This window comes from Acidovorax sp. ST3 (assembly GCF_003231145.1).
In the GTDB taxonomy this organism is placed as follows: Bacteria; Pseudomonadota; Gammaproteobacteria; order Burkholderiales; family Burkholderiaceae_C; genus Acidovorax.
In genome coordinates this window covers 511971-525937 of the sequence record NZ_QKVP01000001.1, presented here as the reverse complement: position 1 = coordinate 525937, position 13967 = coordinate 511971, and the positions used below count along the sequence as shown (strand labels likewise).

Sequence of the window (13967 nt, the reverse complement as noted above, 5' to 3'; positions counted from 1 at the left end):
TGCGTGCCCATCCAATCAATACGAAATGCGAGCGAGGGCCAGGTGGTGCTAGACCAGCAGGGTGACCACAACGATCACCACACCCAGCGCCAGGTTCACGCCCACCCAGCTGCGGATGCTGCCCAGGGCCTTGGCGCCGCTGGGCCAGTCTGAGGCCGCTACGGCACGCTGTAGGCGCCGGAACAGTGCAAAGCGGATATGGCCAAAGATGGCGATCATCACCAGGCCCAGCGTGGCCATGATGGTCCAGTCCAGCGGCATGGAGAACACGCCGCCCGTCTGCACGGCCTGCTTGGCCGCGCGGCCGATCATCCACAGGCCGCTACCCAGCACCAGCACCACAGCGGCAGTGACGGCCGCAAAAAAGCGCTTCAGCACGTCATGCATCAGCCGCACGCGCTGCGGCGGCTCCAGCGACTGCGCGGCGGGGCGCAAAAAGAAATGGGCGAACACCATGCCCCCCACCCACACGATGATGGACAAGACATGGACAAGCTTCAGGGCGTTGTAGAGCATGGGTGTGCGGCGCTGCGCGCCGGGTGGGATGAAGGGGCCGGGAGAGGGGCCGGAGCATCCGGCCGAGGGCCTGCGGATGCAAGGCCGCATTGTGCGACGATCCGCTGGGGGCGACCGGCCTGCGCTCAAGAACCCCTAAGGCGCTGGTGATTAAGTCTCTGCGTTCCAGGGATGCACAGAGACAGGGGCTGGTTGGGTGTTGCCCTCAGGGCCTGCAGGAGGCGCTCAGTGGGGGGTGTTCGCGGGGCCTTCAACTCCACGCCAAAGTGCCAGCACCAGCCTCCACAGCGGAGGCAGAAGCAGGGCTGCAGCCATCGGCACCCAGACTGCCAGGTAGCACCAACCGGCGGGCCCGCTGTGGCCCACGCTTTCGATGCCCGTGGTGCGCTCCAGCCATGACCACACCGGATAGAGCAGCAGCGTCACCGCGAGCGCCACTGGCACGGCCACGGCAGTCAGGCCCAAGCGCACGGCGAGCTGCAGCATGACGGCTTTGACACCTTGGGGCTGCCCGTTGAAAGAGGCGCTACTCGCGGGCGTGGACGGCGGCTGCACGGTTCGGTCCCTGTGCGTCGGGGGCTTCATGCGTATCAGGAGCACAAGGGCGCCAGCGCCACCCGCACCTGATTGCCGCCGTTGCGCTTGGACAGGTACATGGCCTCGTCGGCATGGCCCAGCAGGCGGTGTTCTTCTCCGCCATGCTCGGGGTAGATGGCCACGCCGATGCTGGGCTGGATGTACAGGCGCTGGCCTTCCAGGTCAAAGTCCTGCCCAAAGGCCGCGAGGATCTTGTGGGCCGCTGCACTCGCATGCTCGCGGGCCTGGCCGCCTTCGAGCAGCACCACAAATTCGTCGCCCCCCAGCCGCGCCACGGTGTCGGATGCACGCACGCATTCGAGCAGCCGCTGTGCCACCCGCTGCAGAAGCAGGTCGCCCATGGCGTGGCCCAGGGTGTCGTTCACTTCCTTGAAGCGGTCCAGGTCAATGAAAAGCAGCGACAGCAGCGTCTGCTCGCGCCGCGCGCGCGCCAGGGCTGTCTTGAGCCGGTCCAGAAACAGCTGGCGGTTGGGCAGGTGCGTGAGCTGGTCGTACTGCGCCATGTGCTCCAGGCGCTCATACATCTGTTTGCGTTCAATGGCGGCCGCGACCTGGGTGGAGACGAACTGCAGTAGCTCCTTGTCCTTGTCGGTGTAGCGGCCTTGCTCGGTATAGCTTTGCAGTACCAGCGCGCCCAGCGGCCCGCGCTGCGTCTGCAAGGGTACGCCCAGCCAGTACAAGGGTTGGTGCTCGCCACCAAGGGCGTGTGCCATGGGCGCATCCGGCGTCAGCAGCAGGGTGGCACCGCCGCGGATCACCTCGGCATAGCGGGCGTCGTCGGCCAGGGCCATCGTCGCAGGTGCTGGCAGGTACTCGTTGACGTGGTACGGAAAGCTGAGCCGGTCGCTCAGCGCGTCATACAGAGCCACCGCAAAATTGGTGGCTGGCAACAGCCCGCCCACGATCTGGTGGATGTGCTGGAACAGCGCCTGCAGGTTGTGCGTGGTGTGCGCGGCTTCGGAGATGGCGTAGATCACCGCCTGCATCGACTCTGCGGCCTTGCGCTCCGTGATGTCATGGGCCACGGCCAGCCGGACTTGCCTGTCGGGCAACCAGCGTGCTGTCCAGCGGATGTGGGCAATGGAGCCGTCCTTGCGCACATAGCGGTTTTCAAACTGCAGCTGCAGCTCGCCCTGGGTCACGCTCTGGGCCTGGCGTTGCGTGGCGGGCAGGTCGTCGGGGTGCACCATGTCCAGCATGCGCTTGCCAATGACTTCCTCGGGCTTGTAACCAAAGATGCGTTCGAACGCGGCACTGACAAACACGATCGTGCTGTCTGTTTGAACGATGCAGACGGCGTCCAGCAACAAGTTCGCCAGGTTCAGTGAAGAAATGCTTTGCATCAGGCGGCGTGCACGGTGTAACGGAATTGCTCATTGTGCTCCGGGCCATCCGCTTGTGCTGTCTCGAATGCAAAAACGAGACAAGTGTTTGCTTGGTTTAAACCGTCTGCACCATTCGTACCGCTTGCGGCTCTATGGCCTGCCGCTGGAGTATTGGGCCTCCAGCGCATCCCAGTCGGCCTTGCGCACCAGCCGCTGGCGTTCGGCAAAGGGTGCCACCAGGGCGGGGTCTTCGTCGATGCGCTGGTGGTCGCGCAGCACCGTCAGCGCCTTTTGCATGCCAGCCACCGCGCCCTGCAGCGCCGCATTGGCATACAGCACCAGGCCATAGCCCAGGGTGGCAAGCTCGTCGGCACTGGTGATGGGAGTCTTACCGCCAATCACCATGTTCATCAGCTGTGGCGCTGCCAGCCGCTGGGGCAGGGCGCGGATCTCGTCGAGGGTGGTGACAGCTTCGACAAACAGGATGTCGGCGCCAGCCTCCTCAAACCGCCGGGCGCGCTCCACGGCAGCCTCGAAGCCCTGGGTGGCGCAGGCGTCGGTGCGGGCCAGGATGAGGGTGCCTGCGTCGCGGCGTGCGTCCACGGCCGCCTTGATCTTGCCCAGCATCTCGTCGGTGCCGATCACATCCTTGCCGTTGAAATGCCCGCAGCGCTTGGGGCTGACCTGGTCTTCGAGTTGGATGCAGTCGGCCCCCGCGCGCTCCAGCACCCGCACCGCATGGTAGGTGTTGAGCGCGTTGCCAAAGCCGGTGTCGGCGTCGACGATGAGTGGCAGGTCCACCGCGTCGCGGATGCGCGCCGTGTGGTCGGCAATGTCGGTGAGGCCCATGAAGGCCTGGTCGGGCAGGCCGAACCACATGTTGGTCACGCCTGCGCCGGTCACGTAAAGGGCTTCAAAGCCCAGGTCGGCCACCACGCGGGCGGAGAGGGCGTTGAAGGCGCCGGGCACGATGACGCCCCGGCGGGCCTGGGACAGCGTCTTGAGTTGTTGTTTGGTATTCATGTTGTGGTCGGTGAATTGAGTAGCTATATATTTGATAGCTGCTGGCGCATGAATCACTAGCGCTTCAGGCCATTTTTGCTTTAAAAGTGTCCGCAGGCACACGCACCCAGCCTTCCATCAGGATGCGGGCGCTGCGGCTCATGAGGGCCTTGGTCACCTTCCACTGGCCGTTGAGTTGCGCCGCCTCGGCCCCCACGCGCAGGGTGCCCGAGGGGTGGCCAAACCGCACGCTGCTGCGCACGCCACCGCCCGCCGCCAGGTTGACCAGCGTGCCCGGAATGGCGGCGGCGGTGCCGATGGCCACCGCCGCTGTGCCCATCATGGCGTGGTGCAACTGGCCCATGGAGAGCGCACGCACCAGCAGGTCGATGTCTTTGGCGTCAATGGTTTTGCCGCTGGCGGTGGTGTAGCTTGCAGGCGGCGCGACGAACGCGATCTTGGGCGTGTGCTGGCGGGTGGCGGCCGCGCTCAGTTGCTGGATCAGCCCCATGCGCAAGGCGCCATGGGCGCGGATGGCCTCGAAGCGCGCGAGTGCCGCCGCATCGCCATTGATTGCGCCTTGCAGCTCGGTGCCGGTGTAGCCCAGCTCCTGTGCGTTGAGAAAGATGGTGGGGATGCCCGCGTTGATCAGCGTGGCGGCAAAGCTGCCGACGCCGGGTACTTCGAGCGTGTCCACCACATTGCCGGTGGGGAACATCGCGCCGCCTTCTTCCCCATCGTCCGCCGGGTCCATGAACTCCAGCGCCACCTCGGCCGCAGCAAAGGTCACGCCGTCCAGCTCGAAGTCGCCCGTCTCCTGCACCTGTCCGTGGGCCATGGGCACATGCGCCACGATGGTCTTGCCGATGTTGGCCTGCCAGATGCGAACCGGAAAGGTGCCGTCTTGCGGAAGGCGCGCCGCATCGATCAGCCCCATGTGGATGGCGCAGGGCCCCACCGCCGCCGAGAGGTTGCCGCAGTTGCCGCTCCAGTCTACGAAGGGCTGGTCGATGGACACCTGGCCAAACAGATAGTCCACGTCGTGCCCCGGCCGCGTGCTGCGCGACAGGATCACCGCCTTGCTGGTGCTGGAAGACGCATTGCCCATGCCGTCGATCTGCTTGCCATACGGGTCGGGGCTGCCCAGCACGCGCAGCAGCAGGGCGTCGCGCGCCGGGCCGGGTTGCTGGGCGGGGGCGGGCAGGTCGTCCAGGCAGAAGAACACGCCCTTGCTGGTGCCGCCGCGCAGGTAGGTGGCGGGGATGCGAATCTGTGGTGCGGCGGAGATGCTCATGGAGAAATATCAAATTTGATAGCGTATGGCGCTTACTAGGCGTGTGCCAGAGCCTGTTTTTGTTCTGTATTCTTGGCAAGAAAGTCTTGCGCAAAGCGCTGCAGCACGCCGCCCGCCTGGTAGATGGAGACCTCTTCGGCCGTGTCTAGGCGGCATGTCATGGGCACCCGGGTGACCTCACCATTCTTGCGGCGGATGACCAGGGTGAGTTCAGCACGGGGTTGCATGCCTCCCTCCACGCCATACACCTCCGTCCCATCCAGCCCCAGCGTCGTGCGGTTGACCCCTGCCCCAAACTCCAGCGGCAGCACCCCCATGCCGATCAGGTTGGTGCGGTGGATGCGCTCAAAGCCTTCGGCCACCACCACCTCCACCCCCGCCAGCCGCACGCCCTTGGCGGCCCAGTCGCGGCTGGAGCCCTGGCCGTAGTCGGCGCCCGCAATGATGATGAGCGGCTGGCGGCGGTGCAGGTAGGTTTCGATCGCCTCCCACATGCGCATCACCTGGCCCTCGGGCTCCACGCGGGCCAGCGAGCCTTTTTGAACCTTGCCATTAACCACGGCCATTTCATTGACCAGCTGCGGGTTGGCAAACGTGGCGCGCAGGGCGGTGAGGTGGTCGCCCCGGTGGGTGGCGTAGGAGTTGAAGTCCTCCTCCGGCACGCCCATGCGCGCCAGGTATTCGCCCGCCGCGCTGCCGGGCAGGATGGCGTTGGACGGTGAGAGGTGGTCGGTGGTGATGTTGTCGGGCAGGATGGCCAGCGGGCGCATACCCTGCAAGGTGCGCGGGTGGGCGGCCAGCGCGCCGATGCCCTCGGTGTCCCAGTAGGGCGGGCGGCGGATGTAGGTGGACTGTGGCCGCCAGTCGTATTGCGGCGACACGCGCGGGCCATCGTCGTGCCGGATGGCGAACATGGGCTCGTACACGGCGCGGTAGTGTGCGGGTTTCACGGCGGCCTTCACCACGGCGTCGATTTCTTCATCGCTGGGCCACAGGTCCTTGAGCCGGATAGGCTGGCCATCCACCACCGCCAGCACATCCTTTTCAATGTCAAACCGCACCGTGCCCGCAATCGCATAGGCCACGACCAGGGGCGGCGAGGCCAGGAACGCCTGCTTGGCGTACGGGTGGATGCGCCCGTCGAAGTTGCGGTTGCCCGAGAGCACGGCAGTGGCGTACAGGTCGCGGTCGATGATCTCCTGCTGGATGGCTGGGTCCAGCGCACCGCTCATGCCGTTGCAGGTGGTGCAGGCAAAGGCGACGATGCCAAAGCCCAGCGCCTCCAGATCGGTCAGCAAACCGGCTTCCTTCAAATACAGCTCCACCGCGCGGGACCCGGGCGCGAGTGAGGTCTTGACCCAGGGCTTGCGTGTGAGGCCCAGCCGGTTGGCATTGCGCGCCAGCAGCGCGGCCGCGATCACGTTGCGCGGGTTGCTGGTGTTGGTGCAGCTGGTGATGGCAGCGATGACCACGGCGCCATCGGGCATCATGCCTTCGCCCGGCGACGGCAGGGCCCAGGGGCCTGCAATACCCCGGGCGGCCAGGTCGGACGTGGCCACGCGCGCATGTGGGTTGGAGGGGCCCGCCAGGTTGCGCACCACGGTAGACAGGTCAAAGCGCAGGGTACGGTCGTACATGGCGCCCGCGAGCGCATCGGCCCACAAACCTGCGGTTTTGGCATAGGTTTCGACCAGCTTGATCTGGCTGGCCTCGCGGCCGGTCAGCCGCAGGTAGTCCAGCGTTTGTTCATCAATGCCGAACAGCGCCGCCGTGGCGCCATATTCCGGCGCCATGTTGGAGATGGTGGCGCGGTCGCCAATGGTGAGCTTGGCGGCGCCTTCGCCAAAGAACTCCAGGTACGCGCCCACCACCTTGGCTTTGCGCAGAAACTCGGTGAGCGCCAGCACCACATCGGTGGCGGTGATGCCGTCCTGGCGCTGGCCGGTCAGCTCCACGCCCACCATCTCGGGCAGCCGCATCATCGATGCGCGGCCCAGCATCACGTTCTCGGCCTCCAGTCCGCCCACGCCGATGGCGATCACGCCCAGCGCATCCACATGCGGGGTGTGGCTGTCGGTGCCTACGCAGGTGTCGGGGTAGGCCACGCCCCGGTCGGCATGGACCACGGGCGACATTTTTTCCAGATTGATCTGGTGCATGATCCCGTTCCCCGCCGGGATCACATCCACGTTGGCAAAGGCTTTTTTCGTCCACTCGATGAAGTGAAAGCGGTCTTCGTTGCGGCGGTCTTCAATGGCGCGGTTCTTGGCAAACGCCTCGGGGTCGAACCCGCCACATTCCACGGCCAGTGAATGGTCCACGATGAGCTGCACCGGCACCACAGGGTTCACCTGGGCCGGGTCGCCGCCCTCCTTGGCAATCGCATCGCGCAGGCCCGCCAGGTCCACCAGCGCCGTCTGGCCCAGGATGTCGTGGCACACCACGCGCGCGGGGTACCAGGGAAAGTCGCGGTCGCGCTTGCGCTCGATGAGCTGGCGCAGGCAGTCGTTGACGGTGGCGGGGTCGGCGCGGCGCACGATGTTTTCGGCGTGGACGCGGGCGGTGTAGGGCAGGGTGGCCCAGGCGCCGGTTTGCAGGTCCTCGACAGCGGCGCGGGCGTCGAAGTAGTCCAGCTGCGTGCCGGGCAGTGGCTTGCGATACAGGGTGTTCATGGGCGTGGGGCGTGGGGCTGGGGGCGTTGTTTTACTTGCGGTCTTGGATCGGCACAAACGCCAGGTCTTCGGGCCCGGTGTAGTTCGCGCTCGGCCGGATGATCTTGTTGTCGATGCGCTGCTCAATGATGTGCGCCGCCCAGCCGCTGGTGCGTGCAATGACGAACAGCGGTGTGAACATGGCAGTGGGCACGCCCATCATGTGGTAGCTCACGGCGCTGAACCAGTCGAGGTTGGGAAACATCTTTTTCACCTCCCACATCACCGATTCCAGCCGCTCGGCAATGTCGAACATCTTGGTGCTGCCCGCCTCGTGCGACAGGCTGCGAGCCACGCCCTTGATGACGACGTTGCGCGGGTCGCTCACGGTGTAGACCGGGTGACCGAAGCCGATCACGACCTCCTTGGCCTCCACACGGCGGCGGATGTCGGTCTCGGCCTCGTCGGGGCTGTCGTAGCGCTTCTGGATTTCGAAGGCCACCTCGTTGGCACCGCCATGCTTGGGGCCGCGCAGCGCACCGATGGCGCCGGTGATGGCGGAATACATGTCGCTGCCTGTGCCGGCCACCACGCGGGCCGTGAAGGTGCTGGCATTGAACTCATGCTCGGCATACAGGTTGAGCGAGGTGTGCATGGCGCGCTCCCAGGCCGCGCTGGGCGGGGTGCCGTGCAGCAGGTGCAAAAAGTGCGCACCGATGGAGTCGTCATCGGTCTCCACCTCGATGCGGCGGCCCGAGCTGGCCCAGTGGTACCAGTAGAGCAGCATGGAGCCCAGTGATGCCATCAACCGGTCGGCAATGTCACGTGCGCCGGGCAGGTTGTGGTCGTCCTTTTCAGGCAGCGCGCAGCCCAGCGCCGAGACCCCCGTGCGCATCACGTCCATGGGGTGGCTGGCGGCGGGCAGTTGTTCCAGCGCCTGCTTTACCGACAGAGGCAGGCCGCGCAAGGCCTTGAGCTTGGCCTTGTAGGCACGCAGCTCGGCACGTGTGGGCAGCTTGCCGTGCACCAGCAGGTGGGCGATTTCTTCAAACTCGCAGACCTCGGCAATGTCCAGGATGTCGTAGCCCCGGTAGTGCAGGTCGTTGCCCGTGCGGCCGACGGTGCACAGGGCAGTGTTGCCGGCGGTCACGCCCGAGAGCGCGACGGACTTTTTGGGCTTGAAGCCCGGGGTTTCAACGGTGGTGGTCATGCGGTCTCCTGGTTTGCATATGCGCTGGTGATGGCAGCGGGGCGGCCTTTGCCATCCACCGCCACCATTTCAAAAATTCCCTTCAGCACCTCATCGGGTGGCGAGCCCAGCGTGGCGGCCAGGCCAGTCACGCACACGGTGAGCGAACTGCGCCCTATGCGGGTGACCCAGGCGCGCAGCGTGAGCACATGGCCCACGGGCACGGGGGCCAGAAAACGCACATCGGTCACGCCCGCCATCACCACGTCGCGCGCTGCGGCACCGCGCGCAGCCAGAAACGCCGCCTTGGCCATGAGCTGCAGGGCGTTGCCGCCAAACAGCGTGCCGTAGTGGTTGGCTTCGGCGGGGAAGACGATTTCCGTCAGTTCGACGGTGCCTTGAGGGGTTGTCATGCTTCGCAATTTACGCACAATGGCACCCCTCTGTAAGGACTGAATTGGCGAATGATTGCGAAGGTGGTGTCTGCAATTTGCAAAGTTTGCGAATTATTTGCAGATTGGTTTTGCGAACGAATGGCGCGGCCGGAGAGCGAAAGAAACGATGAAAAAAACCTTCATGGGCGTGCGCCTGCGCCGCCTGCGCGAAGAACGCGGCATGACCCAGGTGGCGCTGGCGCGTGCGCTGGACCTGTCGGCCAGCTACCTGAACCAGCTGGAGCAGAACCAGCGCCCGCTCACTGTGCCTGTGCTGCTCAAGATCAACGCCGTGTTCGGCGTGGATGTGCAGCGGTTCTCTGACGACGACGAGGCGCGCCTCATCACCGGCCTGCGTGAGGTGCTGGCCGACCTGCCTGCGGGTGTGGGCGGGGAGGGCGCGGGCGATGTCGTGTCGCTCGCCGAGATCCGAGAGCTGGCCGCTGGCATGCCCGCCGTGGCGCGCACGCTGCTTGCGCTGCACCAGCGGCACCGCCAGGCGCTCGAACGCCTGGCCGCCCTGGGCAACGACCGGGACGGGGAGGGTGCCGTGGCCCACCACCCGCCCATGGCCTATGAAGAAGTGCGCGACTTCTTCTTCGCGCGCCAGAACCACATTGCCGAGCTGGACGACGCTGCCGAGCAGTGCGCCGCCGCCTGGGGCCTGCTGCCCGGCCGTGCCGACGAGGCGCTGGCCCGGCGCCTGCTGGCCGCCCACGGCGTGCGGGTGGTGGACGTGGCCGACCTGCCGGGGCAGGCGCAGCGGGTGTTCCAGTCCGAAACCGGCGTGCTGCAGCTCGCAGCCGGGCTGGAGCGGGGGCAGCGGGCTTTTCAGATGGCAACGCAGCTGGCGTTTCTGGAGCAGGGCGCCGAGCTGCAACGCCTGGCCGCTGGCGCGGGTTTGTCCAGCGACCAGGCCCGGTCACTGGCGCGCATTGGCCTGGCCAACTACTTTGCAGGGGCGCTGGTATTGCCCTACACCGCCTTTTTGCAGGCGGCCGAGGCCCACCACTACGACATCGACCGTCTGGGACAGCAGTTTGGCGTGGGTTTCGAGACCGTGTGCCACCGCCTGTCCACCCTGCAGCGGCCCAGCGCACGCGGCGTGCCGTTCTTCTTCATCCGCGTGGACCGCGCGGGCAACATCAGCAAGCGGCAGTCGGCCACACATTTCCACTTCAGCAAGATCGGCGGCACCTGCCCGCTGTGGAACGTGTACGAGGCCTTTGCCCAGCCCGGGCGCATCGTGCCGCAGGTGGCGCGCATGCCGGACGGGCGGGCTTACCTGTGGGTGGCGCGCACCGTGTCGCGCAGCGGGGGCGGGTGGGGCGTGCCGGGCAAGGAGTTCTCGGTGGCGCTGGGCTGCGACATCCGCCACGCGCCGCAGCTGGTGTACTCGCGCGGGCTGGACTTGGCACGCCCCGAGGCCGCCGTACCGATCGGCATGGGCTGCAAGGTGTGCGAGCGCGACGCCTGCCCGCAGCGCGCGTTTCCGCCCATCGGACGGGCGCTGGATGTGAACGAAAACCACAGCCGGTTTGCGCCGTACCCGGTGGCCACGGGCGCAGCCATCGGGTAAACCCGTGGGTGCGTGGACTATGAAATATGCTCATCAATTCATAGCTTGTCAGGCATGCCACTGTGGCGCTGGAGGCACTTTTTTCTTAAATTTTTCGCCGTAACCAAATGTTGGCTCCACAGGGGCTGGATTGCCGCTATCCTGCGCAACTTGCATGGCCTCCGGCCCCATTGGGGGCTGGTAACGCAAAGGTGCGTCTCTGACTTCTTTCCATCCCTCCCCGCTGGCTGCGCAGTCGCCCCAAAGCCGTTATCGGCATTGGGTGGCGGGCATTGGGGTGGCTGCCTTGGGCCTGGTGCTCAGTTTGTGGCTGGCGCAGCACCAAGCTGCGTCGATGGCCCAGATTGAGGAGGCCCGCTTCACACAGGAAACCAGGGCGTTTTCCGACGCACTGAGCCAGCGCATCGCAGGCCATACCGAGGTGGTCAATGGGCTGCGGGGCCTTTTCACCGCCAACCCGCGCTTGTCGCGCCTGGATTTTGAGCGCGCGGCCAGCGAGATGGAGGTGGGCCAGCGGTACCCCGGTGTGCGCAACCTGTCCTTCACACGCTGGGTGCCCGGTCCCGAGCGCGAGGCCTACGAGGCCCGGGTGCGGGCCGACACTTCGCTGTCCCCCGAAGGCTTGCCCCAGTTCAAGATCCACCCCCCCGGTGAGCGTCCCGAATACTTTGTGGCCGAATACCTCTGGCCGATGTTTGGCAACGAGGGCGTGCTGGGGCTGGACATCAGCGCACAGCCCACCAACTTGGCGGCGATGCGCTACAGCCGCGACAGCGGGCAGACCGTGGTGTCCGCCCCGTTCGACCTGCTGCAGGAATCCTCGCACCGAGCGGGCATCGTCATCCGTGTGCCGGTGTTCGACCCCACGGCTGGTGCAGCCGAGCAGCGGTTTGTGGGGGCGGTGGCCTCCACGCTGCGGGTGTATGACTTGGTGCAGGGGCTGGGCAGCCAAGGGTTTCTGAACGGGATTGCGGTCTCCATGGATGACCTGGGCCCCGTGCGCCCCAACTCCGGTGACAACACCGTGCGCCCCTTGCTGGAGCAGACAGCCCCTGGCCTGCCGGAGGCTCGACCCCTGGTGCGTATGCTGGTGGTGCACGACCGGCGCTGGCAGCTCACCTTCTACCCCACCCGCTCGTTCCTCACTCCTTCTGAAACCCGCTTGCCCTGGCTGGCCGGGCTGGCTGCGGCGCTGGTGTCGCTGCTGCTGGCGTCCACCGTGGCCCTGCTGGTGCGCCAGCGCACGTTGGCGCTGGTGCGTGCCCAGCTGTCCGACGAGGCGCGGCGCGAGAGCGAGGAGCGCTTTCGGGCGCTTTTCAACCAGACCACGGTGGGGGTCGCGCAGGTGGACTCGGACACGGGCCAGTTCGTGCGCGTCAACCAGCGCTACGCCGACATCCTGGGCTACGGCCCTCAGGAATTGGTGGGCATGACCTTTCAGAGCCTCACCCATCCCGACGACGTGGCGGCAGACCTCGCCCAGGCCAGGCGTTTACAAAATGGGGATGTCCCCGAATACCGGCTGGAAAAACGCTACATTCACAGGGATGGACACGAGGTCTGGGGCGACCTTACCGTGTCGTCCATGTGGGCCTCGGGCTCTGCCCCTGGGTACCACATTGCCGTGGTGCAGGACATCACCGGCCGCAAGCGCATGGAAGAAAACCTGCGCGCCAACGAGCAACGCCTGCGCAGCATCCTGGAGCGCCTGCCCATGGGCCTGTGCCTGGTGCAGGACGACGGTCTGATCAGCTTTCGCAACGCGCGCTATGTGCAGATCTGCGGCTACACGCAGGAGGAAGTGCCCGACACCAACACCTGGTGGCAGCGCGCCTACCCCGACGCCACCGAGCGGGAGGCCATCCGCCAGCGGCTGCTGGATACCTCGCACCAGGGCATCATCCCGCTGGCCGAATACACCATTCGCTGCGCTGACGGCAAATACAAGCCGGTGGAGATCTCAGGCATCTTTGTCGAAGGCGGGCGCCTGATCACCATGCAGGACCTGAGCGAGCGCAAGGCTGCCGAGGAAGAGATCAACCAGCTGGCCTACTACGACCCGCTCACCCGCCTGCCCAACCGCCGTCTGCTGATGGACCGTCTGCAGCAGGCGCTGGCCACCAGTGCGCGCCACCAGCGCAGCGGAGCATTGCTGATGCTGGACCTGGACAACTTCAAGACGGTGAACGAAACCCGGGGCCACGACCGGGGCGATGCCTTGCTGCTGCAGGTGGCGCACCGCCTGCGCAGTTGTGTGCACGAGGACGACACCGTGGCCCGCCAGGGCGGCGACGAATTTGTGGTGGTGCTGGAAGACCTGGGCGACAGCCCTGAAGAGGCCGCTGCACGCGCCGAAGACGTGGGCCAGCGCATCTTGGGCGTGCTGCGCGAGCCGTACCAGATCGACGGCGACGCGCACCACAGCTCGCTGAGCATGGGCGTCACCATTTACAGCGGCACACGCGAGACGGTGGATGAACTGCTCAAGCGCGCTGACCTGGCGCTGTATCAGGCCAAGAATGCGGGGCGCGACACCTTGCGCTTTTATGACCCCCAGATGCAGGCCGTGGTCAGCGCCCGCGCTACGCTAGAGTTGGACATGCGCGTGGGCCTGGCCCAGGGCCAGTTCGAGCTGTACTACCAGCCCCAGATCGACCACGGCCGCATCATCGGCGCCGAGGCCCTGCTGCGCTGGCGGCACCCGCGCGACGGCTTCATCTCGCCCGCGCATTTCATCCCGCTGGCCGAAGAAACCGGCCTGATCCTGCCGCTGGGCGAATGGGTGCTGCAGGCGGCCTGCCGCCGCCTGGCCGCGTGGGCCCAGCAGCCCGACCTGGCCACGCTGAGCCTGGCAGTCAACGTGAGTCCTCGGCAGTTCCACCAGACGGGCTTTGTAGCCCAGGTGCTCGCCGCACTCGCGGGGGCGGGGGCCGACGGCCACCAGCTCAAGCTGGAGATGACCGAAGGCCTGCTGCTGCAGGACGTGGAAGACACCATCGACAAGATGGGCCAGCTGCGAGGCTACGGCGTGGGCTTTTCGCTGGACGACTTTGGCACCGGTTATTCATCGCTCAGCTACCTCAAGCGCCTGCCGTTGGATCAGCTCAAGATCGACCAGAGCTTTGTGCGCGACGTGCTCACCGACCCCAACGACGCCGCCATCGCACGCACGGTGGTGGCCCTGGGCACCAGCCTGGGCCTGCGCGTGATCGCGGAGGGCGTGGAAACCGAGGCGCAGCGCGAGTTTCTGGAACGCCATCACTGCCATGCATGGCAGGGCTTCCTGCTCAGCCCGCCTGTGGCCGTGGCCGAGTTCGAGGCACTGGTCCGCCGCACGAACGGTGCACTGGATGGCAACCTGGATGGAGGCCATTGATGGC

At 66.2% G+C, this 13967-nt stretch carries 10 protein-coding genes; 2 read left to right on the top strand and 8 right to left on the bottom strand.

Going from position 1 to position 13967, the window contains the following annotated elements:
• Window positions 1-48: 48 nt before the first annotated feature.
• From DNK89_RS02370 to DNK89_RS02335, 8 genes are all read right to left on the bottom strand, one after another.
• A complete protein-coding gene (locus DNK89_RS02370) occupies window positions 49-516 on the bottom strand; it encodes a CopD family protein (RefSeq protein ID WP_110958742.1) in 468 nt (155 codons plus the stop codon).
• A gap of 225 nt (window positions 517-741) precedes the next feature.
• Window positions 742-1071: a hypothetical protein gene (locus tag DNK89_RS02365; protein WP_015014194.1), complete on the bottom strand. Its 330-nt coding sequence runs from the start codon at window positions 1069-1071 to the stop codon at window positions 742-744.
• 35 nt (window positions 1072-1106) lie between these two features.
• Window positions 1107-2456, bottom strand: coding sequence for a bifunctional diguanylate cyclase/phosphodiesterase (locus DNK89_RS02360; RefSeq protein WP_110958741.1), 1350 nt, complete (start codon window positions 2454-2456; stop codon window positions 1107-1109).
• A gap of 132 nt (window positions 2457-2588) precedes the next feature.
• On the bottom strand, window positions 2589-3461 hold the full coding sequence (locus tag DNK89_RS02355; protein WP_110958740.1) for an oxaloacetate decarboxylase: 873 nt from the start codon (window positions 3459-3461) through the stop codon (window positions 2589-2591).
• 64 nt (window positions 3462-3525) lie between these two features.
• On the bottom strand, window positions 3526-4728 hold the full coding sequence (gene prpF / locus DNK89_RS02350) for a 2-methylaconitate cis-trans isomerase PrpF (protein ID WP_110959163.1): 1203 nt from the start codon (window positions 4726-4728) through the stop codon (window positions 3526-3528).
• Window positions 4729-4769: 41 nt separating this feature from the next.
• The gene (acnD, locus tag DNK89_RS02345) at window positions 4770-7406 is read right to left on the bottom strand and encodes a Fe/S-dependent 2-methylisocitrate dehydratase AcnD (RefSeq protein ID WP_110958739.1); all 2637 of its coding nucleotides are present in this window, start codon (window positions 7404-7406) and stop codon (window positions 4770-4772) included.
• 31 nt (window positions 7407-7437) lie between these two features.
• Window positions 7438-8595 carry a 2-methylcitrate synthase gene (gene prpC / locus DNK89_RS02340; RefSeq protein WP_060986540.1) on the bottom strand — a complete coding sequence of 386 codons (1158 nt, stop codon included), beginning with the start codon at window positions 8593-8595 and terminating at the stop codon, window positions 7438-7440.
• Window positions 8592-8987 carry an acyl-CoA thioesterase gene (locus tag DNK89_RS02335; RefSeq protein WP_110958738.1) on the bottom strand — a complete coding sequence of 132 codons (396 nt, stop codon included), beginning with the start codon at window positions 8985-8987 and terminating at the stop codon, window positions 8592-8594. Before DNK89_RS02335 ends, prpC begins: the two co-directional genes overlap by 4 nt.
• Before the next feature lie 148 nt (window positions 8988-9135).
• Between DNK89_RS02335 and DNK89_RS02330 the strand changes: the two genes are divergently transcribed.
• Together DNK89_RS02330 and DNK89_RS02325 are read left to right on the top strand one after the other, a co-directional pair.
• Window positions 9136-10587 (top strand): short-chain fatty acyl-CoA regulator family protein, encoded by a 1452-nt coding sequence (locus DNK89_RS02330; RefSeq protein ID WP_110958737.1) that lies wholly within the window; start codon window positions 9136-9138, stop codon window positions 10585-10587.
• Window positions 10588-10921: 334 nt separating this feature from the next.
• Window positions 10922-13963, top strand: a complete 3042-nt coding sequence (locus tag DNK89_RS02325) for an EAL domain-containing protein (RefSeq protein WP_238990666.1) — start codon at window positions 10922-10924, stop codon at window positions 13961-13963.
• Window positions 13964-13967 lie beyond the last annotated feature (4 nt).

What these genes read in the sequence shown, in the direction of transcription:
- DNK89_RS02355 (WP_110958740.1), bottom strand. Translation starts at nt 3,461, where the DNA reads ATGAATACCAAACAACAACTCAAGACGCTGTCCCAGGCCCGCCGGGGC.
- DNK89_RS02335 (WP_110958738.1), bottom strand. Translation starts at nt 8,987, where the DNA reads ATGACAACCCCTCAAGGCACCGTCGAACTGACGGAAATCGTCTTCCCC.
- DNK89_RS02325 (WP_238990666.1), top strand. Translation starts at nt 10,922, where the DNA reads ATGGCCCAGATTGAGGAGGCCCGCTTCACACAGGAAACCAGGGCGTTT.
- prpC (WP_060986540.1), bottom strand. Translation starts at nt 8,595, where the DNA reads ATGACCACCACCGTTGAAACCCCGGGCTTCAAGCCCAAAAAGTCCGTC.
- acnD (WP_110958739.1), bottom strand. Translation starts at nt 7,406, where the DNA reads ATGAACACCCTGTATCGCAAGCCACTGCCCGGCACGCAGCTGGACTAC.
- DNK89_RS02370 (WP_110958742.1), bottom strand. Translation starts at nt 516, where the DNA reads ATGCTCTACAACGCCCTGAAGCTTGTCCATGTCTTGTCCATCATCGTG.
- DNK89_RS02330 (WP_110958737.1), top strand. Translation starts at nt 9,136, where the DNA reads ATGAAAAAAACCTTCATGGGCGTGCGCCTGCGCCGCCTGCGCGAAGAA.
- DNK89_RS02360 (WP_110958741.1), bottom strand. Translation starts at nt 2,456, where the DNA reads ATGCAAAGCATTTCTTCACTGAACCTGGCGAACTTGTTGCTGGACGCC.